This is a genomic window from Paenibacillus urinalis, assembly GCF_028747985.1.
Lineage (GTDB): Bacteria > Bacillota > Bacilli > Paenibacillales > Paenibacillaceae > Paenibacillus > Paenibacillus urinalis.
In genome coordinates this window covers 3,475,087-3,502,027 of the sequence record NZ_CP118108.1, presented here as the reverse complement: position 1 = coordinate 3,502,027, position 26,941 = coordinate 3,475,087, and the positions used below count along the sequence as shown (strand labels likewise).

Sequence of the window (26,941 nt, the reverse complement as noted above, 5' to 3'; positions counted from 1 at the left end):
GGATATGAAGCAATGGCACAAATGAACATGAAAGAAGCAATCCGCGACGCCATGCGCGTCGAGCTTAAACGTGATCCGAATGTCCTAGTTTTCGGTGAAGACGTGGGTAATGTCGGCGGTGTATTCCGTGCGACGGAAGGTTTGCAAAAAGAATTCGGCGAAGAGCGCGTATTTGATACACCACTTGCAGAGTCCGCTATCGGTGGTCTGGCAGTAGGTCTTGGTGTGACTGGCTTCCGTCCAGTTGCAGAGATTCAATTCGTAGGTTTTATATTTGAAGCACTTGACCAAATGGCGGTTCAAGCTGCACGTATGCGTTACCGCTCCGGCGGCCGTTACAACTCCCCGATCGTGTTCCGTACACCTTTCGGCGGCGGCGTAAAAGCAGCTGAGCTTCATACAGATTCCCTCGAAGGTTTGCTCACGCAAACACCGGGTATTAAAGTAGTAGTTCCTTCTAACCCTTACGATGCAAAAGGTCTTCTGATTGCGTCGATCCGTGATAACGATCCCGTATTCTTCATGGAGCACTTGAACCTGTACCATGCTTTCCGTGCAGAAGTTCCAGAAGAAGATTACACCGTGGAGCTTGGTAAAGCGAACGTGGTACGTGAAGGTTCTGACGTAACGATTATCGCTTACGGCATGATGGTTCACACTTCTGTTAAAGCTGCAGAAGAACTCGAAAAAACGAAAGGAATCAAGGCAGAAGTTATCGATCTTCGTACGATCAGCCCGATCGACATCGATACCATTCTTGAGTCCGTTAAGAAAACAAACCGCGCTATCGTGGTTCAAGAAGCTCAAAAGAGCTCCGGCGTAGCAGCTGAAGTCATTGCCCAAATCAATGAAAAAGCGATCCTGCACCTGGAAGCACCCGTACTTCGCGTTGCTGCTCCTGACACGGTTTATGCATTCGCACAAATTGAGGACTCTTGGCTCCCAACTCCTAATCGTGTAATTGATGCGGTTAACAAAGTACTCGAATTCTAATAAATAGAATGAACGATGGACGAATCGTTTGTCCTAAAACAGCATAAGGAGCTGAAGTTTCAGCTCCTTATGTACAGTTCTTCTATGTAGTCATCTAAAGTAGGAGGTAATACAAGTGGCAAAATTTAATTACAAGTTCCCTGAGCTCGGTGAAGGTCTTCACGAAGGCGAAATCATCAAAATGCACATCAAACCAGGTGATAAAGTTACTGACGACGATATCATCATGGAAGTACAAAATGACAAGGCTGTCGTAGAAGTTCCTTGTCCAGTAAACGGTACTGTACAAGAAGTATTCGCTAAAGACGGCGACATCTTCACAGTGGGTGCTGTTGTTGCTGTCATTGATGCAGAAGGCGACATTCCTGAACAAGAGGAAGAAGAGCAAGCATCTCAAGAAGCTGACGCAGCTAAAGGCGGAGCAGATACAACTTCTTCCCCAGCAGCAAGCAGCCCAAGCGAAGCCAAAGAAGGCGGAGAGAAAGAAGTTTCTTCTGCACCTGCAAAAGAAGTTCTCGCAACTCCTAGCGTTCGCAAATTTGCTCGTGAGCAAGGCGTTAACATCGCTGAAGTTACAGGTACTGGCAACAACGGTAAAGTAACAAAAGAAGATGTTGAAGCATTCAAGAACGGCGGCGGTCAAGCAGCTTCTGCACCAGCAGCATCTACAGCTGAAGAAACAAAAGAAGCAGCTAGCGCACCGGCAGCAGCAGCGAATGCTCGTGCTGAAGAAGAGCGTGTACCATTCAAAGGTATCCGCAAAGCAATCTCTAATGCGATGGTTAAATCTGCATACACTGCACCGCACGTTACCATCATGGACGAAGTAGATGTAACTGAGCTGGTTGCCTTCCGTACTCGTATGAAGCCGATCGCTGAGAAAAAAGGCACTAAAGTGACTTACTTGCCATTCATCGTCAAAGCACTTATTGCAGCGACTCGCGAGTTCCCTGTAATGAACGCAATGATCGACGAGCAAGCAAACGAAATTGTTTACAAAAAATACTACAACATCGGTATCGCTACAGATACAGACAACGGTCTGATCGTACCTGTTATCCATGATGCAGATCGTAAGAGCATCTGGATGATCGCTGACAGCATCCGTGATCTTGCTTCCCGCGGCCGTGATGGCAAACTGTCCCCTAACGAAATGAAGGGCAGCACCATCTCTATTACAAACATCGGTTCTGCAGGCGGTATGTTCTTCACTCCGATCATCAACTTCCCTGAAGTTGCAATCCTTGGAACTGGACGTATCAGTGAAAAAGCGGTTGTTAAAGACGGTCAAGTAGTGGCAGCTCCAGTTATGGCTCTGTCCCTAAGCTTCGACCACCGTATTATCGATGGTGCAACAGCTCAAAACTTTATGAACTACATTAAATCCCTGCTCGCTAATCCCGAGCTGCTGGTAATGGAGGTATAAAAACATGGTAGTAGGAGACGCTTCTCTCGATATTGATACTCTAGTCATTGGTGCTGGCCCTGGTGGTTATGTTGCTGCAATTCGTGCGGCACAGCTTGGACAAAAAGTGCTTATCGTTGACAAATCCGAGCTTGGCGGTGTGTGTCTGAACCGCGGTTGTATTCCTTCTAAAGCTTTGATCTCTGCAGCACATGCATTTGAAAATGCAAAACATGCAGATCAATTCGGTGTAACTGCTGAGAATGTCAAAGTTGACTTTACAAAAACGCAAGAATTCAAAAACGGCGTTGTTAAAAAGATGACTGGCGGCGTAAGCTCCCTTCTTAAAGGCAACAAAGTTGAAATATTCAACGGCGAGTGCATGTTCATTAACGAAAACGAAGCGCGTGTATTCAACGATCATGAATCTCCGCGTTACCGTTTCAAAAATGCAATTATCGCAACAGGTTCCCGTCCAATCGAACTGAAGCCATTCCCGTTTGGCGGACGCATTCTGTCCTCAACAGAAGCTCTGAACCTGCAAGAAGTACCTGGAAGCATGATCGTTATCGGCGGCGGCTACATTGGTGCTGAGCTTGGTCAAATGTACTCCAAATTCGGAACGAAAGTAACCATTATCGAAGGTATGGATACAGTGCTTCCTGGATTTGACAAAGACATGACTACGCTTGTTGCGAAGAACATGAAGAAAACGGGCATCGAAATCGTAACGAATGCAAAAGCAGAAAGCGCTGAGCAAACGGATAAAGATGTTACTGTTAAGTACAGCGTAAACGGCGAAAGCAAAGAAGTTACAGCTGACTACCTGCTCGTAACTGTAGGACGTCGTCCTAATACAGATGGTGAGCTTGGTCTGGATCTGATCGGTGTTGAAACAGACGAGCGCGGTTTCGTTAAAGTTGACAACCAAGGTCGTACGAACCATAAGCACATCTTCGCAATCGGCGACATCGTTGCAGGTCTTGCACTTGCACACAAAGCTTCTTACGAAGGTAAAGTAGCAGCAGAAGTTATCGCAGGAATGCCGTCTGTTGTTGATTATAAAGTAATGCCAGCTGTTGTGTTCACTGATCCTGAGTGCTCCAGCGTGGGTTACACGGAAAAAGAAGCAAAAGAGAAAGGATACAAAGTTAAATCCGGTAAATTCTCTTATGCAGGTAACGGTCGTGCCGTTTCCCTTGGACATCCTGAAGGCTTCGTGAAGCTGGTTGCTGACGAAGAAACAGGTCTTGTACTGGGCGGACAAATCGTTGGTCTGGAAGCTTCGAACCTGATTGCTGAAATCGGTCTTGCTATTGAGATGGGTGCTACGCTTGAGGATATTTCCTTGACGATCCACGCGCATCCAACACTCGGTGAAATCGTTATGGAAGCATCTGAAGTGGTACTGGGTCATCCAATCCACACAATGGTACGTTAATTAGTTACATTGAGTTTCAATCATTAAACAGCATGCATTGATTTGGAGGCAAGAGAGCGGTAACTCGTTCTCTTTGCCTCTTTTTTTCTGCTGACTGACCTGGTTTCACATGGTAAACTGTTATAATAGTCAATCCCATTCATAATACCTTTATGGAATGGTTACTTAAGAAAGGGGCAAGGATTGCTGTGAAAGACTATCAAGAGCTGCTTAGAGATATTTTAGAGCATGGAGTCAAAAAGGAAGATCGCACCGGAACAGGTACAATCTCTGTATTTGGACGTCAACTTCGGTTTGACCTGTCGAAGGGATTTCCGCTTGTTACAACCAAGCGTATTCATCTTAAATCCGTCATACATGAGCTGCTATGGTTTATAAGCGGCGATACGAATATCCGTTATCTTAAAGAAAATGGGGTCCGTATCTGGGATGAATGGGCCGATGAGAATGGAGATTTGGGACCTGTATATGGTTCACAATGGAGAGCCTGGGAGACTCCAGATGGACAGTTTATTGACCAGATTGCGAATGTCATTGATTCAATTAAAAATAATCCGGATTCGAGAAGACATATCGTCAGTGCCTGGAACGTAGCCGAGATTGAGCACATGAAGCTGCCACCGTGCCATTTTGTGTTCCAATTCTATGTAGCCGGGGGCAAGCTGTCCTGCATGTTAACGATGCGCTCGGTGGATACCTTCCTGGGACTGCCGTTTAATATTGCAAGCTATGCACTTCTAACACATATGGTCGCACAGCAATGTGATCTTGAAGTTGGCGACTTCGTATGGTCAGGTGGAGATGTTCATATCTATTTGAACCATTTGGAGCAAGTGAACACTCAGCTGGCACGTGAGCCGTACCCATTGCCGAAGCTGGTTATTAAACGCAAGCCCGATTCTATTTTCGATTATAAATATGAAGATTTTGAGTTTGAGAATTATGAGCATCATCCGGCGATTAAGGCGCAGGTGTCTGTGTGATTAAAATAGGAGGTGTACCATGGGGATTACGATGATATGGGCCATGAGCGCGAATGGTGTAATTGGCAAGGACAATGGCATGCCTTGGCGGCTTCCGAAAGATATGGATTTCTTCAAATCCCAGACGACTGGGCACCCCATCATCATGGGCCGTAAAACCTGGGATTCCCTCAGGGGCAGAGCACTGCCTAATCGCAGAAATATCGTGCTTACTCGACAAGAGCTAGAGCTGCCAGGTGCAGAGGTGATTCATTCGGTTATTGAGGGTGTTGAGCTCGCAAAAGAAGAGGAATTGTTCGTCATTGGCGGTGCCAAGGTATATGAGGAATTTCTTCCCTATGCGGATCGACTCATCGTCACCCGGATCCATGAAACAATGGATGGGGACACCTACATATCCGATATTAATTGGGATGAGTGGGATTTGACAGAGGAGATTCACGGTGAAAAAGATGAGAAAAATCCATATGAGTTCACGTTCCAATTTTACAGAAAAAAAGTGTAAACACTTTAAGTGACATGTTTGTACAAACACTTTTTATGAAAACCCTGATAAATAAAATCGATCATAAGTTGACGCGATTTGTGATGAATAATACAAATTATTGTGCGCATAGTCCATTTAACATCAGGATTTGCGGGTGCTACTATAGTTGAAATATAGATTTAGGTGAGTTTCTGAATGTTGTACTATGATGTGGATATAAGCCGCTTGTACATCAAGATTTAAAATTCGTGATTCGGATAAGTACAAATTGTGCTTTTTTGTGATACAATAGTCAAAAACTCTACACGAACTGTCAACTATATCGCTATTGTTCGGATTTTATAGGATAGCCCGTATCGTTGATGCAGATGAGAATGGATGGGGGAAATTGTAACATGTCTACACCTACAGGATTTATGGAGTATAAAAGACAGCTGCCGGCTGACAGACCTCCCGAAGAGCGGATCAAGGACTGGGAGGAATTCCACAAGCACATGTCAGAAGAAGAACTCCGTACTCAAGGTGCACGATGCATGGATTGCGGAACACCTTACTGTCACACCGGAATCGATATGATCGGGGGAACTTCAGGCTGCCCGGTGCATAACCTGATCCCCGAATGGAACAATCTTGTTTACCGTGGTCTCTGGAAGGAAGCGCTTGACCGTTTGCATAAGACGAACAATTTCCCTGAGTTTACGGGTCGTGTGTGCCCTGCCCCTTGCGAAGGTTCTTGTACCGTGGGCTTGATTGGTCAGCCTGTAACGATCAAGACGATAGAGGAAGCTATTATTGAAAAAGGATTTGAGGAAGGCTGGGTCGTTCCTAATCCGCCTGAAAAACGGACGGGCAAACGTGTAGCGGTCGTTGGATCAGGTCCTGCCGGACTTGCAGCAGCTGCGCAGCTGAACAAAGCCGGACATTTCGTGACCGTCTATGAGCGTGCCGATCGTGTGGGTGGACTGCTGACTTATGGTATTCCTAGCATGAAACTGGACAAAGGTGTCGTAGAACGCCGTGTGAATCTGTTAAAACAAGAAGGTATTACGTTCATTACGAATACGGAGATTGGTAAGGACATCTCTTCCCAGGAGCTGACGGAGCAGTATGATGCCGTTGTATTGTGCGGAGGAGCGACGAAGCCGCGTGAGTTTAATATTGAAGGTAGCGAGCTTAACGGAGTACATTATGCAATGGACTTCCTCAATGGAACGATCAAGAGCTACCTGGATTCCAATCTTGCCGACGGAAACTATATTTCTGCGGAAGGCAAGAAGGTCATCGTCATTGGCGGCGGGGACACGGGATCTGACTGCGTTGCCACTTCACTGCGTCATGGCGCCAAAAGCGTAACACAGTTCGGTACACATGATAAGGCACCGCTTGAACGTGATCCGATTACGAATCCATGGCCGCAATTTCCTAACGTGTACACCCTTGATTATGCACAAGAAGAAGCAAAAGCCGTGTTTGGCAACGATCCGCGTGAGTTCTCTATCATGACGACCAAATTTGTTGGTGACGAGAAGGGCAACCTGAAGGAACTGCATACGGTACAAATTCAGCGTATCGTTGATGAAACAGGACGCAAAATCTACCAGCCGATTGAAGGCACAGAGCGTGTCTTTGAAGCCGATCTCGCTTTTATTGCCATCGGTTTTGATGGACCGGAACAAACGATTCCGCAGCAGCTTGGACTTGAAACAACTCGGCGTTCGAACGTCAAAGCCCGCTATGGCAAATATACGACGAATGTCGATAAAGTATTTGCAGCAGGTGATATGAGACGTGGACAAAGTCTTGTCGTATGGGCAATTAACGAGGGACGCGAAGCCGCTCGTGAGGTGGATAAGTACCTGATGGGCTCTACCGTTCTTGTATAATTTATAATTTCGTACCCGTGCTACCGGTATTATCTTCAATATCATATCAGCCCCTATGAAACTTTCCTAAGTTCATAGGGGCTTTTGCTTCCTTCCTTTAACTTGATGTTCTCGTTTTTTGAAAGTAGTTCAGCTGTATGTATAGTGGAGGGAACGAAATGGGGCTGAGGGAGCGAAGCGTGCGCTTTTGCCCGCTGATTTTATACCTATTGTATATTGAATTATAAAAATCAGCGGGCAATTGGCGTCCAGCAGACCCATTCGTTCACGGAACGGCGCGATACAGCAAAAATGCTTGAAACTTACGAAACATCAAGTTTTCTGCTATAATGAGGGTACTTAGAAGCAAGGAGCTTCCGTCAAAATATGAGGGAAGCTCCTTTTTGGCTCGTACAGGGCTAAAATAGGGAGGAACGGACGGATGAAGACGCTCATTATCGCGGAAAAGCCCGACATGGGACGAACGATAGCAGCCGTGGTGGAACCGCGTGCCAAAAACAACCGAACGTATCTGGAGGGAGAAAGGTACATCATTACTTGGGCGATTGGCCATTTGCTGGGACTGGCTCAGCCGGAGGCATATGACTCCAAGTACAAGAGATGGAGTATTGATGATCTGCCCATCATACCCGATCGATTCAAGATTGTACCGAATCCGAAGACGAAGGATCAGCTCAAAACCATTGGGGAGCTCGCGCGAAAGGCGAATCTGATCATCAATGCGTGTGATGCAGGGCGTGAGGGTCAGTATATATTCGACCTCATCCAGCAGCAGCTTAAGCTGAGCCAGCCTGTTAAGCGGCTGTGGATTTCGGATTTGACAGCTGAGAGCATTAAACGCGGCTTCGACCAGCTGCATGACGCGTCGGATTTCTATCATTTGACGGAAGCGGCAAGAGCACGGAGCGAGGCAGATTGGCTGATTGGAATGAATGCATCGAGAGCCTTTACCACTAGACATAATGCCCTTCTGTCTGTCGGCAGAGTACAAACGCCTGTCCTTGCCCTTATTTATGACCGGGAGAAGGAAATTGAAGCCTTTGATTCTCTGACCTACTATGAAGTCGCAGCCACCTTCAAGCAGGAGAAGACGGAGTATCGAGGTGTGTGGCAAGGCGATCGGCTGACGTCCAGTGATGTCGCCCAGAATATAGCGGACAAGGTCAAAGGCAAGCAGGGACGCATCGCCAAATACGATGTGAAGAATACGAAGGAATACCCGTTTAAGCTGTATGACCTGACGCTATTGCAGCGAGAGGCCAACGCCAAGTTTGGTTTTCCTGCCAAAAAAACATTGGATATTGCTCAGGCACTGTATGAGAAGCACAAGGTTATTTCTTACCCGCGGACGAATTCGAATTATGTGACCGAGCAAAATATTGATGGCATGCAGAAGACTCTACAGCTGCTGAAAAATGGACCTTACGCCGAGCTGGCGGAAGGGGCGAATCCTTCATTTGTGCACAAAGGTAATCGAAGTGTCTGCAATCCACAGCGCGTCGAGGATCATCACGCCATCTTGCCCACACTCAAGAAAGCGGGCTCTTTAAGTAAAGACGAGAATCAGATCTATGATCTGATCGTGCGCCGTTTTCTATCTCATTTCTATCCGCCGGCGGAGTACAAGCAGCATACTGTTTTTACGGAAGTGGAAAAAGAGACCTTCAAAACAAATGTGAAGGAGCTGCTGTCCTTAGGCTGGAAGGTTGTTCTGCCACCAGAGGATTCCGCTGCCAAGAAGCGCCGAAGCAAGAAAGACGGGGATGATGAGGAGCAGGAGGAGCATACGTCTGAGCCTTTCCATCTGAACAGCGAGCAGCCGGTCTCATGCAAGAAGAGCGAAATGAAAGAGAAGCAGACTCAGCCGCCGAAGAGCTACACGGAAGGAACTCTGTTGAAAGCGATGGAAAGTGCAGGAAAGCAGATTGAGAATGATGAGCTTAGAGATGCGATGAAGGACGCAGGCCTTGGAACTCCAGCGACAAGAGCAGCGACTATTGAACGGCTTAAGCAGGTTGGTTACATCCAGCTGACGGGCAAGAAGATGACGATAACACAAAAAGGCCGCACCGCTATAGAGTTAATTCGTAGTGCGGGAGTCGATCTGCTCGCTTCTCCGGAAATGACAGGACAATGGGAGCGCAGGCTGAATCAAATATCCAAGGGTGAAGCTGCACAGGACAAGTTCATGGACAATGTTAAACGGTTCACGATCTCCATCATTGAGAAGGTCCGTGTACAGCAGCCTGCAGCGAAGGATGCTTTTGGAGATGAGGATATGAATAAGAGAGGCAGAGGAGGCCGCAGCGCTAAGGGCACCAAGCGAGGGACAAGAGTGTCAGCATCAGCTGGTTCGAGTAAATCGTCTGCGTCGAATACTTCCTCTATATCTAAAGGAAGTTCAGCTTCCCGAGTATCGACAGCATCATCTGCCACAGGTTCCCTTGCTGCGTCAACCCGTACATCGGGGTCTGCCAAGACTTCTAGTAGGCGTACCGCACTCGGCAGCTGCCCGCGTCCGGGCTGCGGCGGGACAATCATTGAAGGCCGTAAAGGATATGGCTGCAGTCATTTCAAGCAAGGCTGCGGATTTGTCATATGGAAGGATTTTGCGGGCAAACAAATCTCCGAGAAGATGCTTGAGTCGTTGCTGTCCAAAGGCAAGACACAGCTGTTGTCATTTAAGACAAGTACAGGAGCTGTCAATAAAGCGAGAATTGTCCTGGCCGATGAAGCAACAGGGAAGCTGACACTAGAGCGTGAGTAGTTGCAGTTGATCCCGACTCAAACGAGCATATAACCCACATAAAAAGAACTGTCTCACACCCCAAGAAAGCGAACTTAAGGGGAGTGGACAGTTCTTTTGTAAATTACACCTAATTTTGTAGACCTGATAAGTATCCTTGGATTACATCAGGAACATCGACCAGCTTCTTGATCGTGTATAAGGAATAATTGTCCGGCTTGTTCAGCTGAATTACGTTATATTGCCATTCCACGTCCTGCTCGATGTAGATTGCGTGAATTCCTGCAGAAATCGCGGGCTCAATATCCGTACGCAGCGAGTTGCCAATCATCCAGGTGACGGAGCGGTCAAAATTCCCCTTCGAAATGATGGCTTCGAGTGCTTCAATATTTTTGTGCTTCGTAATATAGATTCGATCATCAAAGTACTCGCCAAGCTTCATTTGGTCGATTTTGCGCTGCTGGATCATATGCTCTCCACCTGTATACAGATGGAGCGTATGACCCTGGTCACGAAGCAGCTCCAGCGTTTCTACCATGCCAGGATAAGCTTCGACCTCCTGCTCGTATACGCTCATACCTAGCTTTTGGAGCTGGGCCTGTTCATCCTGGTCGATGGCTCTGTGAACTTTTTTGGAGAAAAATACGTATGTATCAATCAGGGATTGCGGGAAGTGCTGGGAGGCAAAGCCGAAAATGTTAACCCCGGACACATCGATCTCAATTTGCTTCGATCTCACTTCATCAATTGTAATGTTGTAATCGCAAAACCATTCCTGCATGAGTTCGTAAAACGCACCGAGCGTTAAATTGAAGTATTTGTTGCAGTGTATGAGTGTATCGTCAAGATCAAATATAATCTGCTGCGGTACGTAGGATTTCATTATTTTCACTCCTTGCTGTTCTAACGTTGTCATATTTGAATGTAAGCTTCCAGATACATGTTAAGCTCCGATAGTCCATCCGTTCTCAGGCTATATTTTTCACTTTGATCCTCACCTAAGTGGGTTTGCAGCAAGCCGGATACACGCAGAGCCATAAGATGGGGACGAAGAAATTCTTCGGACTGACTGAGCTCACTGGACATCTGTTTAATGGATTTAGGCTGATTAGATATATAACGAAGCAAGCGTAATCTCTCAGGATCAGAAATGGCTTCGGTTAGTCTCAGCAGGCTGACAGGCGGTTCATCATCACGCTCTTCAGGCACATCAACCGGATACTGAATTAATAGCATACCTTCGTAGAAGCAATACATATTAATCGGTCTGTTATGAACGGTTGGAAACAATATAATTTTTTTTAACCCCGGAATGTCTTCTACGATAAGGCCTGCTGTTGCATAGTCCACCAGTCGGTCAGGACTCATCTTCGTCAATAGCAGTTCTTTCTCGGAGCTGTCTTCCTCTATAAGCTTTCGGTATTCGGGAAGAAGCGATTGATAATAATGCTTGTCCCATAGCTGAAGCAGAGGGATGTAATGATCCCGTATTCGGGAAGCCTGCTCAACCGTCAGATCTGGAAGCAAGGGACGGACCATTTGAAAGAGCTCCTCAATAGGCCTGCCCGCCATTTCTTCAAGGAATGGCTGTACCTCGCTCGTCTGCTCCCGCAGTGCCGTCCATGCAAACAGCACATCATAATCGCTGAAAGGCCAAGCAGCAGCAGCTCTAATGGATTCCCGTACATCCAAGCTTAATGTGCTGTCTATGTTCTCAATCCATTCTGGACCGAGATCAAGACTGCGAACCCATCTTCTTGTTACATAAACCATAAAGCTGTTCAGCAGCTCATAAATGGGAGAAACGTCAACTTTCACCTGATAACTCATCTGTATAAACAGACCTCCTATCACAGGTATCAGCTTATCTTTTACGAAAAGTAAGCGTTCATTTCATTATCGCTTGTATTTGGGCGTATTGTCCACTATAATGTTGAATACTTTGTAACCCGTTTCCTCAGCCGGAGGGCTATAATAGAGGACAGTGACAGGTCGTCAGCGATGACGATTTTTCTTTTTGTTCAAGTGAAAGGTAGGTTCGCATTGAAGAAGGGAATACACCAAGAAGGATCATCACGGCATTTTTTGATCTTAATCGCAATTATTATTGTAGCAGGCTTAAGTCAAGGTTTATTATTACCCGTTCTTTCCATATTTATTGAGAAGATGGGCGTATCCTCAAGTGTGAACGGCATGAATGCCGCAGTCATGTATGTCGGTTCTTTTGCAATGACTTTGGTTGCAGAACGAATTCTGGGTGCAGTCGGCTTTAAGAAACTGATTGTTGCAGGACTTATTGTAGTCATGATCCCGTTAATTTTATTTCCGGTTTTCCCGGATCTGCGGTTATGGTTTCTGCTTCGGTTCCTCGTCGGAATTGGAGACAGCGCATTACACTATGCAACACAGCTGTGGGTTCTGCTGGTGACGCCTCCGGGCTCAAGAGGAAGAAATATATCGATTTACGGAATGTCATACGGTATCGGATTTAGTCTTGGACCACTAGGTATTAAATTGCTGGATTACAATCAAATGCTGCCGTTCGTCATATTGTTTCTAATCATGCTTGTTGTGCTGTTCCTTGCACTACGACTGCCGGATACACGCCCGGAGAAAATGAGTACGACGCAGCAGGTCAAGGGGCGGTACAGAATAGGCTTCATGCTTGCGTGGTATGCACTCCTGCCAGCCTTCCTGTACGGTTATATGGAGTCGGGAATGAACAGTAACTTCCCAATATATGGGCTTCGAATCGGATTCTCTGAGAATGACATTTCAACGCTCCTGCCCTTTGTAGGGATTGGCGGACTGCTGCTGCAGCTCCCGTTAGGTGCACTTAGTGACAAATACGGGCGTAAAAAGATACTGATGATCAGCGGAATATTAGGAGGTTTATTCTTTCTAATGATTCCAATGGTCGGTACTCATTTTTGGTATACCTTGATTCTACTTACACTTGCCGGTGGGCTTGTGGGCTCCTTCTTCTCACTGGGGCTCGCATATGCTGCTGATATTCTTCCGAAGCAGCTGCTTCCATCTGCAAATGTTGTCGCTTCTTTTCAATTTAATATAGGAAGCATCTTAGGGCCGAATCTAGGAGGTATCATGCTGGGGCTCGGTGCTCCGGGTGCCATGTTCTGGCTTCTTGGCGGCTGTTACCTGGTATTTGGAATAGCAGGCTTCTTTTTTCGATCGAAACAGGGATCAAAAACAAATCTAATCTGAGGAATGTTTGTTCTCATATGGTAAATCGACTCTTTTTCCAATAAACTAAGAATATACAATCTACGGATAAGAGGAGTTAAAGCGTAAATGATCAGAGTAGAGAATCTAGCAAAAAGCGTAGGTGCGGACAAGCTTCCGGTGCTTCGTGAGATAAGCTTTGACATGCAGCAAGGGGAATTTATCGGGATTGTGGGCGGCAGCGGCAGCGGTAAGAGCACGCTTCTTCGTTGTTTGGCCCTGAAGGAGCAATGGGATAAAGGAAAATTTACGGTACATGGTACGGATATCTTCGGTGCTGGTTATGCTGGTAAAAAGCAGATTAAGCGCGAATGGGCCTATTTGGAGCAGAATCCAGAGCTGTTCACGAATAAGACGGTGCTCAAGAATGTACTTATTGGTCGTTCAGGGCAAACGCCTTGGTGGAGAATGGTGACCGGGATGGTACGTTCGGATGATTATATGGGAGCCATGGACATTATTGAGAGTGTGGGCTTGCTAGATAAAGCCCATATGAAGGCTGGACAGCTTAGCGGCGGAGAGCGGCAGCGTGTGGCGATCGCAAGAGCACTGACTCATGGCGCCAAGGTTATTTTGGCGGATGAGCCTGTTATTGGACTCGATCCGAAGTCAGCAGACAGTGTGCTTGAGAACTTTAAGAAGCTGTGCTCGGAAGAGAATGTTACTGTGATTGCCGTACTTCCTATCGAGCTAGCGGAACGTCATGCGGCAAGGATATGGGGGCTATCTGAAGGAAAAATTGCCTTTGATATCCGGGGCCGGCGTCTGACCATGCACGAAAAAAACAAGATTTAACGAGTGAAAAGAGTGATCAGGTGTTAAATGCACAACATATAAAAAGGATATTTCATGCAGTGCTGCTGTTTGCCGTACTTATGCTGCTTACTGCCTGCGCGAACGGACTTGATTCTTTCAACGATCCCAAGTCGCTTATGAAAACGCCGCAGCTGACATCGGAGCGGGAGAATCTGCTCAGCGTTATTCAGGGGGAATTACCTGAAGGCTCTACGATTACACAGCCAAGAGAGATGTCTAACAAGATTATTCAGAAAGACTTGAATAATGACGGAGTGATGGAGGCCGTCGTCTTCTATGACACACCGGATGAAGAAGTGAAAATCCATGGGATGGTGCTTGAGAAGCGAGGGGTGACCTGGGTTAAGAAATTAACCTTTGATGGTCTTGGATCGGTCCTCAATTCATTCCGGCTGCAAGACATCACAGGAGATGACGATCTGGAAATTATCGCCGGCTTCTCGAACAGTGTGGAACAGAATGCCCAGAACTGGCTTGCATCCTATAGTTATAATGGCAGCACCCTTCAAAAGATACTGGAAATGCCTTATTCCAAGTATGTCATTGTAGATGAGTCCCGCAATCCAATGGATATGAATGGGGACGGCATTAATGATCTGACGATCATGAATATATTGCCGACAAGCGGTCAAGGAACCGTAACGGTCTATCAATATATAGATGAAGTGTTCGAACCGATTGACAAGCTGACAATCGAAACTCGCATGAGGGACTTCTACAACGTATCGGCGGGTAAAATCTCACCGAATCATACAGGTATTTTACTTGATATCGGTCTAGATGCATCCAATTCCTACACAGATGTTGTGTATATGGAGAACAACCAGCTTGTTGAGGCTTATAAAGGAATAGATATCACCTTCAAGCCGCGAAAAATCGTGAGTGAAGATATTAACAACGATGGAATTGTTGAATTTGGACTGCTCGAAATTCCGCCAGGCTGGGAGATGTTTGTCGACAGCGAGAAGCTCTACTTCTATTCCTTCTATCAGTGGAACGGGAAGGATGACATGACCTTTGTTATGCAGCAGTACCGTGATGATCAGGATCGGTTTTATTTCAACCTTAAGCCGGAGCAGCACGGAAATGTTACACTGGATACGAAATCGGTCAAGGATAAATATCTTCGCTTCAAGCTGATCGATACGGATGAGACTGTAGCAGAGATCAAATTCTTCTCACTTGATGAGTGGGAGAAAGTAAAAGATGAATGGAAACAGATTGTCCGGTCGAGCAATCAGGTCATCGGATATCGTTTACCAAAACAGGCAGGTGTAACGGAACCGGATAATATCCCGCAAGAGATGGAACAGGAAGGAATGAGTGATTAAATGAGTAAAGTATTGATTATGGAAGACGAGGAATCGATCCGCAGTTTTATCGTGTTGAACTTGAAGCGTAATGGCTTTGAAGTGCTTGAAGCAGGAGACGGTATGGAGGCAATGAGAATTATCAACTCTGTAAATGATATCGATATTGCTCTTCTTGACGTCATGGTTCCTGGAATAGATGGGTTTGAAGTCTGCCGCCGAATTCGGGAAACAAACGAGCGCATCGGGATTATCTTCTTGACAGCTAAGGTGCAGGAGCAAGATAAAGTCTATGCGTTATCGGTTGGAGCGGATGATCATGTCAGCAAGCCATTTAGCCCTACTGAGCTTATTGCACGCATTCAGTCGCTGCTCCGGAGAGTGAACGTTCACCGTGAAACAGCTGCCAAGGTTACATTTGAATCAGGACCGTTCTCCTTAGATCTTATTTCCAAGCTGTTCAAAAGAAACGGTCAAGCGATTGAACTTACACCGACCGAATTTTCACTGGTGCAATTCTTCCTGGAGAAAGAAAATACACCGCTGAGCCGTGATGTGCTTCTTGATCATGTCTGGGGCAAAGAATATATGGGAGATCCCAAAATCGTGGACGTGAACATTCGTCGTCTGCGTCAAAAAATTGAAGACAACCCTTCAGAGCCGGAATACTTGCAAACGGTTTGGGGGCATGGCTACAAGTGGAAGGGTAGAGCTCAATGATGAAAGGCATACGCAGGCAAATAGTTCTGCAATATTTTATTCTCGTTCTGCTTGCGCTATTGCTGATCGAATCTATTTTCCTGGTTGCGATGCAGAAATATTATTATGACAGTATCTATAATTACATTGAATCCAATTCGAAAAATGTAATCCGATACTATAATTCTTCATTTATAGACAGCAGCAATGAAAGCTCGTTTATATCCAATCTGATGTACTATCTCAAGCTGGACAATACCTCTCTAGAAATATTGGATACAGAAGGAAATGTGCTTGCCTTGTCCTCGGGCTTTGAGTCCGACCGAACTATTCAGACGAGTGATATACCTCAGGCGCTGAAGGGCAGCACAGGACGCTGGATCGGGAAAGACTCGGTAACAGGGGAGTCCGTAATGGCGGTGTCGACGAAGATTGATTATGGTAATGACAATGTGTACATCGCCCGTTACGTAACAAGCATGGAGCGTGTCAATGAAGCACTGATCGATATCCTTATTTGGTCCAGTCTGATTGTCGTTGGTGTCCTCGTTCTTGTCTTCACGATAAGTATTGGGCTCGCTAATTCTATTGTAAGGCCCATCAACATCATTACTGGAGTCTCCGCTGAAATGGCGAAGGGCCGGTTCGATGTCCGGATCGAAGGGGATTACAAGTATGAGATTGGAGAGCTGGCCTCAACGCTGAATTATATGGCTCAGGAAATTGTGCGCAGCAACCAGGTCAAGGATGATTTTATTTCGTCGATCTCTCATGAGCTGAGGACCCCGCTTACCAGCATTAAAGGCTGGAATGAAACGCTTGAATCCGGAGGTTATGATCCAGATGAGACGCGGATGGGTCTAAAGATTATATCGAACGAAACGAATCGATTAATCGGGCTGGTAGAGGAGCTGTTAGATTTCTCTAAGCTGCAGCAAAACGAAATGAAAATGGTTAAAGGGTCAGTTAGTGTACGTGAAGTCATGCAGGAAGTGATGCTGAATGTATGGGCAAAGGCAGAGCAGAAGCAAATCCAGCTTAAGCTGGACGCTGAGGAAGAGGAATATCTTATTTTGGGCGATGGCAATCGTTTGAAGCAGGTATTTCTTAATGTCATTGACAATGCAATCAAGTTCTCTCACATGAATTCGTGGATCTACATTACACTTCAGCGCGAAGATGAATTCATCATCGTGTCGGTTCAGGATACGGGGATCGGGATCAGTGAAGAGCATTTGGCAAAAGTAAAAGACCGCTTCTATCAAGTGGATCACCAGCATGGTGGTACGGGCCTTGGACTTGCTATCAGCCAGCAGCTCATTGAGCTTCATGGGGGCATCATGAGCATGCAGAGTGAACTCGGCAATGGCACGACAGTTACGGTTCGCTTGCCTGCCTTGAAGGAAGAGCCTCATGAGGAGCAGGATCAGCAAGGAACCATTGAAGCATAATGGGTATTGGAGGAGAGAGATCGTGTTAGACAATCTAGAGCTCATTAAGCAAAGAGAAGAACAAGAGGGCATGCTTGTACTAGTCAAAGCCACCCCTGAAGAAACGAATGATATTGTTTTTCTGTTGAAGGAAGCAGCGGAATGGATGGTTGCAAGCGAATTGAAGCATTGGACACCGGACATGTTTACCTCGGAATCTGTCCGCTCCTATTTTGATGACCGTGAAGTATATGTCGCTTATCTGAACAAAGTACCTGTCGGTATGTTCACGCTGCAAGGCAGTGATCCATCGTATTGGGGTCCTCTTAATGATGATCAATACGGCTATCTGCATCGACTAACGGTTCGTCAAGCGTACCGCAAACGTGGAATCAGTGAGTGGCTGCTTGATGCGGCAGAAGAGATTGTCACCTCTAAAGGTAAGAGGGCCTTAAGGCTGGATTGTATTACGCATAGTCCTAAGCTTAATGCATTTTACCAAGGGCTTGGATTCAAGCATCAAGGCGTTACGGACATGGGAGTCCGGGTTGTAAATTTGTACGAACGTTAAGGTGTAAGCTGGCACCCTATTATTTTGCAAGTGAAAAGAGCACTCCTAGAAGAAGGGGTGCTCTTTTCGTTCGAAAATGTTATTATGATGATAAGCCTTCCGCACGAAGGCGACCTGTTTTTTCATATACTTCTTTAAGCAGACGGTTAGGCTGAGTACGTACCGCAGGCTTAGAAACGACGGTCTCATGAGGTCCAATGACTACGATCTCGTCTACTTTGCCTTTGATGACTGCGCCATCTCTTACAATGGCACCTTCGCCAATAATTGCGTGCTCGATCGTTACATTACGTCCGATCTTCGCATTCGGCATCACTACACTGTCTTTAATGGAGCTTGACTTTCCAATTTCGACACCGTAGAAGATGACCGAACGGTCTGCATCACCTTCAATGGCACATGATTCATGAACCATACAAGTATCAAAGCTGCTTGTTCTCGGTTTATGAGCACTTGGTTTAGTACGCCATTGGCGAGTGAACATCGGCCACGTTTGTTCAGATTCCTTGTTCAAGGTTACTCCGTTCAAGAGATCCATATGGGCATCCCATAACGATTGAACCGTGCCTACATCTTTCCAATACCCGTTAAAGTTGTATACATATAGCGGGTCTTCGCTCGTAAGCATGGCTGGAATAAGATCTTTACCGAAGTCATGTCCAGATTCCTGAATGGCCGCATCACGAAGCAAATGCTCCTTTAAGTAGCTCCACTTAAATACATAAATACCCATTGAAGCCAGGTTGCTCTCCGGTTTCGCTGGTTTTTCAACGAACTCGGTAACACGCATGTCTTCATCCGCACCCATCACACCAAAGCGATGTGCCTCATTCCAAGGTACTTCGATAACAGCAATCGTCGCCTTAGCACCTTTGTCGGTGTGATATTGAAGCAGCTCACGATAATCCATTTGATAAATGTGATCTCCAGACAGAATAAGTACGTCTTCCGGATCATGTTGATCAATAAATTCAATGTTTTTATATATAGCATCAGCAGTTCCGCAATATCCTTCTTCACATCCAATATTCCAAGAAGGAAGGAGTGATATTCCATTCCCGCCAGATTGGTTCAGTCTCCAAGGCTCACCTTCACCAATATGTTGATGCAGTGATTCAGCCTCATATTGTGTTAATACTCCCACTGTATCAATTCCTGAATTTACACAGTTGCTGAGAGGAAAATCGATAATCCGATAATTTCCACCAAAGTGAACAGCAGGTTTAGCAATGCTCGATGTCAAAGGCGCAAGGCGCTTTCCTTCTCCTCCTGCGAGCAACATGGCGATGCAGTCTTTCTTAGCCATTTCGTTTCCCTCCCGAATGTTAATGTTGACGTTGAGATATTATTAAACGGCGACCTTCACCCGTGAAACAACCTTTTCAGAAAAACTTGAAAAATAAATAAAAAATTGATTTTGAGCTATTTTTGCTATTCAAATTGGTGAAAATGGGGTAATAATGTGTTTGAAATTCTAATTAAAAAAGCAGGTGATCTTTTGACCGAGAACAAATGGTTGGAACAATCCATCATCTCTTCTGAAGATATTTATTATTTTCATGAAGGGACGTCTCATTTCAGTCATCACTTTATGGGGGCACACCCCGTTGTGGAAGATGGGGTTAAGGGTTACCGGTTTACGGTATGGGCTCCCAACGCGATAAAAGTGGGCCTTGCTCACGATCGGAACGGTTATCACGGCCTTGGCGAGTCTGATCTCTTATATAAGATACCCGATTCGGGACTTTGGACTCGTTTTTTTCCTGAAATTAAAGAAGGAATTTTTTACAAATATCATATTATTTCTCCCCATGGTGAATCCTTGCTCCGTGCAGATCCATATGCCTTCGAGGCAGAGGTAAGACCGGCAACGGCATCGGTAACAGCGGACATCGAAGGATATGTATGGCATGATGCGGCTTGGCGCCGCAAACAGAAGGAGCCTTACAATAAACCGCTCCATATATATGAAATGCATTTTGGAACATGGAAGCAAAAGGATGATATGAGTTTCTATACATACCGAGAAATGGCGGAGCTGCTCATCCCTTATCTTGTTGAAATGTCCTACACTCATGTCGAGTTCATGCCGCTCAGTGAGCATCCCTACGATCTGTCCTGGGGTTATCAGAATACAGGTTATTTTGCCCCAACCAGCAGGTATGGTACTCCTAAAGATTTGATGTTCTTGATTGACCAGCTTCATCAAGCCGGTATAGGCGTGATTCTGGACTGGGTACCTGCTCATTTTGCGAGAGATGCACACGGACTTCGTATGTTTGACGGTACACCGCTCTATGAGTATGCGGATCCACTCAAATCCGATAAGCCAGGCTGGGGTACACTGAGCTTTGATTATTCAAAGCCGGAGGTGAGATCGTTTCTGATCTCTAACGCCATTTACTGGATGGAAAAATATCATATTGATGGACTTCGGATTGATGCGGTCACGAGTATGCTCAGGCTGGATTTTGAGAAAAACGAAGGCCAATATACTTTAAATGAATTTGGCGGCGTCGAAAATTTGGAAGCCATCGATTTTATAAAACAGTTAAACACGACGATCTATCATTATTATCCTAATGCACTCATGATGGCGGAAGAATCAAGCGCATGGCCTGGTGTGACAAGCCCTGTATTTGCTGACGGACTTGGCTTCAATTACAAATGGAACATGGGCTGGATGAACGATACCTTGGAGTATTTCAAAACAGATTTCCGTTATCGGCCTTATAAGCACAATCTGCTTACCTTTCCTGTTGTTTATGCGCAGGCGGATAACCACTTGCTTCCACTTTCACATGATGAGGTGGTGCACGGGAAGAAGTCGCTGCTGGACAAGATGCCAGGCAACTATGAGCAGAAATTTGCAGGACTTCGTGCGCTTCTCGGTTATTTCATGACCTTTCCTGGCAAAAAGCTGCTCTTTATGGGAGGGGAATTCGGTCAGTTTATCGAATGGAAGGATGAAGAGCCCCTAGATTGGTTCTTGCTGGATTATGAGAGTCATCGTAAGCTTCATGCCTACTCTAAGGCGCTGAATGAACTGTATATCCGGGAAAAAGGACTATGGGAACTGGATCACTCGGGTGAAGGCTATGAATGGATATCAGCAGATGATCACTCACAAAGTGTTATTTCCTATCTCCGAAAAGGCAAGAAGCCAGGAGATACACTGATTGTCGTCATTAATCTTCAGCCTGTGGCTAGACAGAATTATCGCATAGGAATCGCAAGACCTGGTTCATATACTGAAATTTTCAATAGTGACGACACGGAATTTGGCGGAGAAGGGCAGCATGTTAATAATGAGATCCGCACGGAGAAAACTTCCTGGCATGGACAGCCGAACAGTCTGGTTCTCACGCTTCCGCCTCTCAGTGTTGTTATTTTGAAGAAGACAACCCGTGGCAGAGTAAAATCGGACGCTAAGCCTGTGGAACTCAAAAATGAGATTGCACTGGATAAGAAAAAAGCCGTCAAGCCCAAAAAACGACAACCCAACAAGCACTGCAGGATGCTCCGATTGTATAAACAAAACACACCAGCAGTATATATGTAGAGCGAAAGCATCGATCAAGGAGGAAGCACTAATGAATGTACTATTCGCCGCAGCAGAAGGGCATCCATTCATCAAAACGGGAGGACTGGCCGATGTCATCGGCGCACTGCCTCAGGCATTGCGTAAAAATGGGGTTGATGTTCGAGTTGTGTTACCCAAATATAAAGGCATAAATGACCGTTACCGTGAGAAGATGGAGCCCGTAACGGTGGCCGATGTATACGTCGGCTGGCGCAAGCAGTATTGCGGAGTAGAGCGTCTCGTTCATAACGGCATTACATTCTATTTCCTCGATAATGAATATTACTTCGGCAGAGATGGAATATACGGTTACATGGATGATGGTGAACGATTCGCCTTCTATAATCGTGCGGTGCTGGAAGTAATCCCATTTCTGGATTTCGAGCCGGATGTCATTCATTGTCATGACTGGCATACAGGAATGATCCCGCTAATTAAAAAGGCACATTATGATCATCTCCCTGAATATCAGTCCATTAGAACGGTGTTTACGATTCATAATCTGTTGTATCAAGGTATATTCCCGTACGAGGTACATCATGACTTACTAAATTTACATGATCAGTATTTTACGATGGATGGTGTAGAGTACTACGGTAATCTAAACTTTATGAAGGCCGGTTTAGTGTATTCCGATCATGTGACGACGGTTAGTCCGACTTATGCTGAGGAGATTAAGACAGCTCACTACGGATATGGTCTTGATGGACTGCTTCGATCGCTTGGCAGCAAGCTGTCGGGAATCGTTAATGGAATTGATACGGACAGTTATAACCCTGAGAACGATAGAGATCTCGCTGCGGTTTATACCTCAGCTGATATGGAGTTAAAGCTTAAAAATAAAACCGCTCTTCAGCAGGAGCTTGGATTGCCCGTTCGACCTGAGGTTCCTGTCATCGCAATGGTTACTCGTCTTGTAGAGTCCAAAGGTCTGGATCTGGTATGCAGAACACTTGATGAGCTATTGTATTACGATGATGTCCAGTTTATTCTACTGGGTACAGGTGAACATGCATACGAGCACTGGTTCTATGAGGCAGGTCTTCGTCATCCTGAGAAGATGTCAGCACAAATAAGGTTTAATGAAGGCTTATCCAGAAGATTCTATGCCGGCAGTGATCTGTTTCTGATGCCTTCCATGTTTGAGCCTTGCGGAATCAGCCAGCTGCTCGCATTACAGTATGGAAGCATCCCGATTGTTCGTGAGACAGGTGGTTTGAATGATACGGTACAGGCCTACAACGAGTTTACAGGAGAAGGAACAGGCTTCACTTTCACCAATTACAATGCACATGACATGCTGTTTACAATCAGAAGAGCATTGCAGTTCTATGGTCTCAAAGATCATTGGCAGATAATTATGTATAATGCGATGAACGGAGATTACAGCTGGGATGTATCGGCAGAAGCCTATACGGATATATACGAGAGGTTAACGGCGAAGTAACTTCAACTCGTTTAACTATTTACAATGAAGTCATTTATATCAGCCTTAACTATTTAGCGATCTCACTTGGGCTTGTAGGCGGCATAAAGTGTTAACTTAGTTGCTTCATTATAAAGAGGGTACCGAGAATTAAACTCGGTACCCTTTTTTCTTTTGACGGGAATTTCATTTAATGATTTATGAAATTGATTCATTTGCTGAATTTAAATGTGATTTACTGCATGGTGAGCTGTTTTAATCCGGGTAAGCAGTTCTGGTTGTGTGATGACATCATAAGCGGTGTTTCCGAGTGCCTTGGCCGCGAGAATCATGCCTGAGAGTGCTCGTTCCTCCATTGCCAAATCTCTAAATTCCTTTGAATGAAGCGCATGCTTCTCCTCAATAATTTTGATGTACGGATGGATGGCTGGAATTCTTAAAGATACATTGCCCATATCCATGGAGCCGTGATCGTCTCCAGTACTGATCTCGTCCTTGCTAATACCAAGCTCTACTAAGTTGGCACTAAAGACATCAGACAAAATCTCATTCGTGTTCATCTCGTCGTATGAAGTTTCATAATTGGACGTCTTCAAAGTGCAGCCGGTTTGAAGAGCGCTTCCTTCTGCAATTTTAATGACGCGTTCCGTTAACACTTCAAGCTCTTTGCGTGTAGATGCCCGGACATAAAACTGGGCTGAGGCGTAATCCGGAATAATGTTGGCAGCTTCACCGCCATGGTTAATAATGCCATGGATGCGAACAGTGCTCTTCACTTGTTGACGGAAAGCATTAATGCCGTTGAACGTTTGAATAACAGCATCAAGTGCGTTAATCCCTTCATGGGGACTTGCAGCTGCATGTGAGGATTTACCGAAGAACTCAAATTGGATAGCATCCATGGCCAGGGAGGTGCCTGATTTCTCATATGCATAAAATGGATGCGTCATCATGGCAATATCACAGTCGTCGAATAATCCGGCAGCAGCCATGGGTACTTTGGCACCTTTGGTTTCCTCAGCAGGCGTTCCAAATACTTTGATGGAACCTCCGATCTCATCAATGACGGATTTGAGACCCACTGCTGCACCCAAGCTCATCATACAGATTAAGTGGTGACCGCAGGCATGCCCTAGTTCGGGGAGGGCATCGTACTCACAGAGCAGTGCAATTCTTGGTCCGGGCTTAGCAGCGCTGTAAGTACCGATAAATGCGGTCTCAAGGCCAAGTATAGGTGCTTCGACTTCAAAGCCATGGAAAATCAGTTCTTCCTTAAGTCTTGCGGATGCAAGGAATTCTTCGTTTCCAAGCTCCGGGTTCTGACCAATATATAATGAAATCTCTTTGAAACGGGAACTATATTGATCAATGGTCTGATTAATGGTCTGTTTGTTCAATTCAAATCGCTCTCCTCGTGGCGGCCTATTTAATGGATGGCCTCATTACACAAGCATTATAGCATTGTCAGTATAATATCGTCTTTAACTTTGTCGAATTTCAAGTGTTCGAGTCGATTGTAAGCGAATAAGCGTGAAAATTATTGGAAGTTCATTGCATATTCATACATTTTCACTTATAATGATGATTCGAATTATTAACAATAATAATTATAAGTCAGTTAAGGAGAGACAAGGGTTGAAGAAAACATTTCGGTTGCTAATGCTCTTTATGTGCATGATCATCCTGCTTCCTGCAGGACTTCAAACGGCTTATGCACAGGATGCAAATAGTGACAAACAACAGCTAATATTGGGAACTAGTGCAGATTTCCCCCCTTATGAGTTTCATACAACGATAGATGGTCAGGATCAAATTGTCGGTTTTGATATCGAAATTGCAAAGGCGATCGCGGAAAAGATGGGAGCCGAGCTGGTTATTCAGGATATGGGCTTTGACAGCCTGCTTCCAGCGCTGCAGAGCGGTCGTGTTGACATCGTTATATCCGGTATGACTCCGACGGAAGAACGTCGGCAAAGCATCGATTTTTCGGATCCGTATTATAAAGCAAGACAGGTTGTCGTGATTCGTGCTGAAGATACGGACAAGTATAAGACGATGGCTGATCTTGAGAACACGAAGCTCGGTGTTCAGAAAGGTTCCATTCAAGAGGAAATTGCGCAAGGAGTGCCGAATGCGAGTATAACCTCACTGGATAAGATCGGTGATATCGTAATGCAGCTTGAAACGGAGCGAGTCGACGCGCTAATCGTAGAGGATACGGTTGCAGCCGGTTACTTAAACGATGACATTGTGCTCGCTGATGCTGTACCGGATGAATCGGAATCCGATGCTGCGATTGGGGTACAAAAAGGTAATACTGAGCTGCTAGCCGTTATTAATGAAACACTTGCCGAGCTTAAAGCAGACGACAGAATTACTGAAATGGTAGAGGAAGCAAGTCTTCTGGCAGCAGGCAAGACGGGAGACAAAAATATTTTTGAAGTAGCTTGGGAGTACCGCAGCTATTATGCCAAAGGGATTGGATACACGTTATTGCTGTCCGCTCTCGGTGTAATCTTCGGTTTCCTCATTGGTCTTATCATTACACTGGTACGCATGTCGGGAATTAAGATCCTCGCATGGCTGGGTACCGCTTATGTTGAAGTGCTGCGCGGTACACCAATGCTCGTTCAGCTGATGATTATTCACTATGGTTTGGCCTTGGTATTTGGTATTAATCTCTCACCACTGCAATCCGGTGTAATCACATTATCCATTAACAGCTCGGCCTATCTCGCTGAAATTTTCAGAGCAGGAATTCAGGGAGTGGACAAAGGACAGATGGAAGCCGCCCGTTCACTCGGTATGACGCGTGGAGCGGCACTGAGACATATCATTTTGCCGCAGGCGATGAAGACAGTTCTTCCGGCCATCGGTAATGAATTTATTACCATTATTAAGGAATCGTCTATTATTTCCGTCATCGGTATGATGGATATTATGTACCAGGCGAATACGGTTCGCAGTATTACGTATCAAGGTCTGAGCCCGTATATCATTGCCGCGGTCATCTACTTCATTCTTACCTTCATGCTGTCCAAGCTGCTAGGTGCATTCGAAAGGAAGCTGAGAACAAGTGATAATCGTTAAAAATTTGCATAAATCCTTTGGAGATCTCAATATTTTGAAGGGAATTGATATCGAGATCGGCAAAGGTGAAGTTGTCGTCGTAATCGGTCCTTCAGGATCAGGCAAAAGTACATTTCTACGCTGCCTGAATCTGCTGGAAGTGCCGAGCGATGGAACCATTTTGTTCGAAGGCAATTCCATAACAGATCCGAAGCATAACATTAACTCTACCCGTGAAAAAATGGGCATGGTATTCCAGCACTTTAATCTGTTTCCTCATAAGACAGTAGGAGAGAACATTACACTTGCCCCAGTCACGGTGAAAAATATTGCTGCACAAGAAGCCGACAAAATTGCCGATGATCTTCTCAAGACCGTGGGATTGTCCGATAAGAAGAACATTTATCCTAACCAATTGTCGGGCGGACAGAAGCAGCGTATCGCGATCGCAAGAGCTCTTGCAATGCAGCCGCATGTCATGCTGTTTGATGAACCTACCTCAGCGCTGGATCCCGAGATGGTTGGAGAAGTGCTGGATGTCATGAAGAAGCTTGCCGAAGGTGGAATGACCATGGTCATCGTTACACATGAGATGGGCTTTGCCCGCGAAGTCGGCGATCGAATTCTATTCATGGATGGCGGTAAGATCGTTGAGGAAGGAACGCCAGAGGAAGTATTCACGAATCCTCAGCATCCGCGTACGAAGGATTTTCTCAGCAAGGTATTATAACACTTATATTTTGTAATGATTACTGCCCCAGACATTCGTGTCTGGGGTATTTTTGTGTATAGATTGGAGCCGGTTAGACAGCAGTTTCCAACATTTACATAATACAAGGTTACAAAATTGTGATAT

The 26,941-nt window shown here is 45.6% G+C and carries 21 protein-coding genes; 17 read left to right on the top strand and 4 right to left on the bottom strand.

Annotated features, from left to right (window positions below; translation table 11 throughout):
• Positions 1–12 precede the first annotated feature (12 nt).
• The 7 genes from PUW25_RS16080 to PUW25_RS16050 all read left to right on the top strand — a co-directional run bounded on the left by PUW25_RS16080 (position 13) and on the right by PUW25_RS16050 (position 9,959).
• A complete protein-coding gene (locus PUW25_RS16080) occupies positions 13–993 on the top strand; it encodes an alpha-ketoacid dehydrogenase subunit beta (RefSeq protein WP_047910616.1) in 981 nt (326 codons plus the stop codon).
• Positions 994–1,108: 115 nt separating this feature from the next.
• Complete coding sequence (locus PUW25_RS16075; RefSeq protein ID WP_047910615.1) at positions 1,109–2,419, top strand: dihydrolipoamide acetyltransferase family protein; 1,311 nt, start codon at positions 1,109–1,111, stop codon at positions 2,417–2,419.
• 4 nt (positions 2,420–2,423) lie between these two features.
• Positions 2,424–3,839 (top strand): dihydrolipoyl dehydrogenase, encoded by a 1,416-nt coding sequence (gene lpdA / locus PUW25_RS16070; protein ID WP_047910614.1) that lies wholly within the window; start codon positions 2,424–2,426, stop codon positions 3,837–3,839.
• Between the two features lie 188 nt (positions 3,840–4,027).
• Positions 4,028–4,822, top strand: a complete 795-nt coding sequence (locus PUW25_RS16065) for a thymidylate synthase (RefSeq protein ID WP_047910613.1) — start codon at positions 4,028–4,030, stop codon at positions 4,820–4,822.
• 19 nt (positions 4,823–4,841) lie between these two features.
• On the top strand, positions 4,842–5,327 hold the full coding sequence (locus PUW25_RS16060) for a dihydrofolate reductase (RefSeq protein WP_047910612.1): 486 nt from the start codon (positions 4,842–4,844) through the stop codon (positions 5,325–5,327).
• Between the two features lie 377 nt (positions 5,328–5,704).
• The gene (locus PUW25_RS16055; protein WP_047910611.1) at positions 5,705–7,192 is read left to right on the top strand and encodes a glutamate synthase subunit beta; all 1,488 of its coding nucleotides are present in this window, start codon (positions 5,705–5,707) and stop codon (positions 7,190–7,192) included.
• Positions 7,193–7,613: 421 nt separating this feature from the next.
• Positions 7,614–9,959, top strand: a complete 2,346-nt coding sequence (locus tag PUW25_RS16050; protein ID WP_047910610.1) for a type IA DNA topoisomerase — start codon at positions 7,614–7,616, stop codon at positions 9,957–9,959.
• Between the two features lie 109 nt (positions 9,960–10,068).
• Here PUW25_RS16050 and PUW25_RS16045 read toward each other — a convergent pair whose 3' ends face one another.
• Positions 10,069–10,821 (bottom strand): HAD family hydrolase, encoded by a 753-nt coding sequence (locus PUW25_RS16045; protein WP_047910609.1) that lies wholly within the window; start codon positions 10,819–10,821, stop codon positions 10,069–10,071.
• A gap of 29 nt (positions 10,822–10,850) precedes the next feature.
• A complete protein-coding gene (locus PUW25_RS16040) occupies positions 10,851–11,768 on the bottom strand; it encodes an ArsR family transcriptional regulator (RefSeq protein ID WP_047910608.1) in 918 nt (305 codons plus the stop codon).
• A gap of 213 nt (positions 11,769–11,981) precedes the next feature.
• On the opposite strand from PUW25_RS16040, the gene PUW25_RS16035 reads away from it, so the two are divergent.
• From PUW25_RS16035 to PUW25_RS16010, 6 genes are all read left to right on the top strand, one after another.
• Positions 11,982–13,163 carry an MFS transporter gene (locus PUW25_RS16035; RefSeq protein WP_238546301.1) on the top strand — a complete coding sequence of 394 codons (1,182 nt, stop codon included), beginning with the start codon at positions 11,982–11,984 and terminating at the stop codon, positions 13,161–13,163.
• A gap of 87 nt (positions 13,164–13,250) precedes the next feature.
• Positions 13,251–13,976, top strand: coding sequence for a phosphonate ABC transporter ATP-binding protein (locus PUW25_RS16030; RefSeq protein ID WP_047910607.1), 726 nt, complete (start codon positions 13,251–13,253; stop codon positions 13,974–13,976).
• Positions 13,977–13,996: 20 nt separating this feature from the next.
• Positions 13,997–15,328: a hypothetical protein gene (locus PUW25_RS16025; protein ID WP_047910606.1), complete on the top strand. Its 1,332-nt coding sequence runs from the start codon at positions 13,997–13,999 to the stop codon at positions 15,326–15,328.
• On the top strand, positions 15,329–16,027 hold the full coding sequence (locus PUW25_RS16020; RefSeq protein WP_047910605.1) for a response regulator transcription factor: 699 nt from the start codon (positions 15,329–15,331) through the stop codon (positions 16,025–16,027). It begins immediately after the preceding gene.
• Entirely contained in the window at positions 16,024–17,457 is a 1,434-nt protein-coding gene (locus PUW25_RS16015; protein WP_047910604.1) for a sensor histidine kinase, read from the top strand. Before PUW25_RS16020 ends, PUW25_RS16015 begins: the two co-directional genes overlap by 4 nt.
• 22 nt (positions 17,458–17,479) lie before the next feature.
• Entirely contained in the window at positions 17,480–18,007 is a 528-nt protein-coding gene (locus tag PUW25_RS16010; protein WP_052511768.1) for a GNAT family N-acetyltransferase, read from the top strand.
• 82 nt (positions 18,008–18,089) lie between these two features.
• Here the strand turns inward: PUW25_RS16010 and PUW25_RS16005 are convergent, their stop codons facing one another.
• The gene (locus tag PUW25_RS16005) at positions 18,090–19,313 is read right to left on the bottom strand and encodes a glucose-1-phosphate adenylyltransferase (RefSeq protein WP_047910603.1); all 1,224 of its coding nucleotides are present in this window, start codon (positions 19,311–19,313) and stop codon (positions 18,090–18,092) included.
• Between the two features lie 210 nt (positions 19,314–19,523).
• On the opposite strand from PUW25_RS16005, the gene glgB reads away from it, so the two are divergent.
• Together glgB and glgA are read left to right on the top strand one after the other, a co-directional pair.
• Positions 19,524–21,569, top strand: a complete 2,046-nt coding sequence (gene glgB / locus PUW25_RS16000) for a 1,4-alpha-glucan branching protein GlgB (RefSeq protein ID WP_370510321.1) — start codon at positions 19,524–19,526, stop codon at positions 21,567–21,569.
• A gap of 31 nt (positions 21,570–21,600) precedes the next feature.
• Positions 21,601–23,037: a glycogen synthase GlgA gene (gene glgA, locus PUW25_RS15995; protein ID WP_047910602.1), complete on the top strand. Its 1,437-nt coding sequence runs from the start codon at positions 21,601–21,603 to the stop codon at positions 23,035–23,037.
• Positions 23,038–23,240: 203 nt separating this feature from the next.
• Here the strand turns inward: glgA and PUW25_RS15990 are convergent, their stop codons facing one another.
• A complete protein-coding gene (locus PUW25_RS15990) occupies positions 23,241–24,413 on the bottom strand; it encodes a M20 family metallopeptidase (protein ID WP_047910601.1) in 1,173 nt (390 codons plus the stop codon).
• Between the two features lie 238 nt (positions 24,414–24,651).
• Between PUW25_RS15990 and PUW25_RS15985 the strand changes: the two genes are divergently transcribed.
• Together PUW25_RS15985 and PUW25_RS15980 are read left to right on the top strand one after the other, a co-directional pair.
• Entirely contained in the window at positions 24,652–26,106 is a 1,455-nt protein-coding gene (locus PUW25_RS15985) for an ABC transporter substrate-binding protein/permease (RefSeq protein ID WP_205052823.1), read from the top strand.
• The gene (locus PUW25_RS15980) at positions 26,093–26,815 is read left to right on the top strand and encodes an amino acid ABC transporter ATP-binding protein (RefSeq protein WP_047910600.1); all 723 of its coding nucleotides are present in this window, start codon (positions 26,093–26,095) and stop codon (positions 26,813–26,815) included. Before PUW25_RS15985 ends, PUW25_RS15980 begins: the two co-directional genes overlap by 14 nt.
• The last annotated feature ends 126 nt before the right edge of the window (positions 26,816–26,941 follow it).

Excerpts from the sequence above, each read along its gene's own strand:
- PUW25_RS16080 (WP_047910616.1), top strand. The coding sequence starts at position 13 with ATGGCACAAATGAACATGAAAGAAGCAATCCGCGACGCCATGCGCGTC.
- lpdA (WP_047910614.1), top strand. The coding sequence starts at position 2,424 with ATGGTAGTAGGAGACGCTTCTCTCGATATTGATACTCTAGTCATTGGT.
- PUW25_RS16060 (WP_047910612.1), top strand. The coding sequence starts at position 4,842 with ATGGGGATTACGATGATATGGGCCATGAGCGCGAATGGTGTAATTGGC.
- PUW25_RS16055 (WP_047910611.1), top strand. The coding sequence starts at position 5,705 with ATGTCTACACCTACAGGATTTATGGAGTATAAAAGACAGCTGCCGGCT.
- PUW25_RS16050 (WP_047910610.1), top strand. The coding sequence starts at position 7,614 with ATGAAGACGCTCATTATCGCGGAAAAGCCCGACATGGGACGAACGATA.
- PUW25_RS16045 (WP_047910609.1), bottom strand. The coding sequence starts at position 10,821 with ATGAAATCCTACGTACCGCAGCAGATTATATTTGATCTTGACGATACA.
- PUW25_RS16040 (WP_047910608.1), bottom strand. The coding sequence starts at position 11,768 with ATGAGTTATCAGGTGAAAGTTGACGTTTCTCCCATTTATGAGCTGCTG.
- PUW25_RS16030 (WP_047910607.1), top strand. The coding sequence starts at position 13,251 with ATGATCAGAGTAGAGAATCTAGCAAAAAGCGTAGGTGCGGACAAGCTT.
- PUW25_RS16020 (WP_047910605.1), top strand. The coding sequence starts at position 15,329 with ATGAGTAAAGTATTGATTATGGAAGACGAGGAATCGATCCGCAGTTTT.
- PUW25_RS16015 (WP_047910604.1), top strand. The coding sequence starts at position 16,024 with ATGATGAAAGGCATACGCAGGCAAATAGTTCTGCAATATTTTATTCTC.
- PUW25_RS16005 (WP_047910603.1), bottom strand. The coding sequence starts at position 19,313 with ATGGCTAAGAAAGACTGCATCGCCATGTTGCTCGCAGGAGGAGAAGGA.
- glgA (WP_047910602.1), top strand. The coding sequence starts at position 21,601 with ATGAATGTACTATTCGCCGCAGCAGAAGGGCATCCATTCATCAAAACG.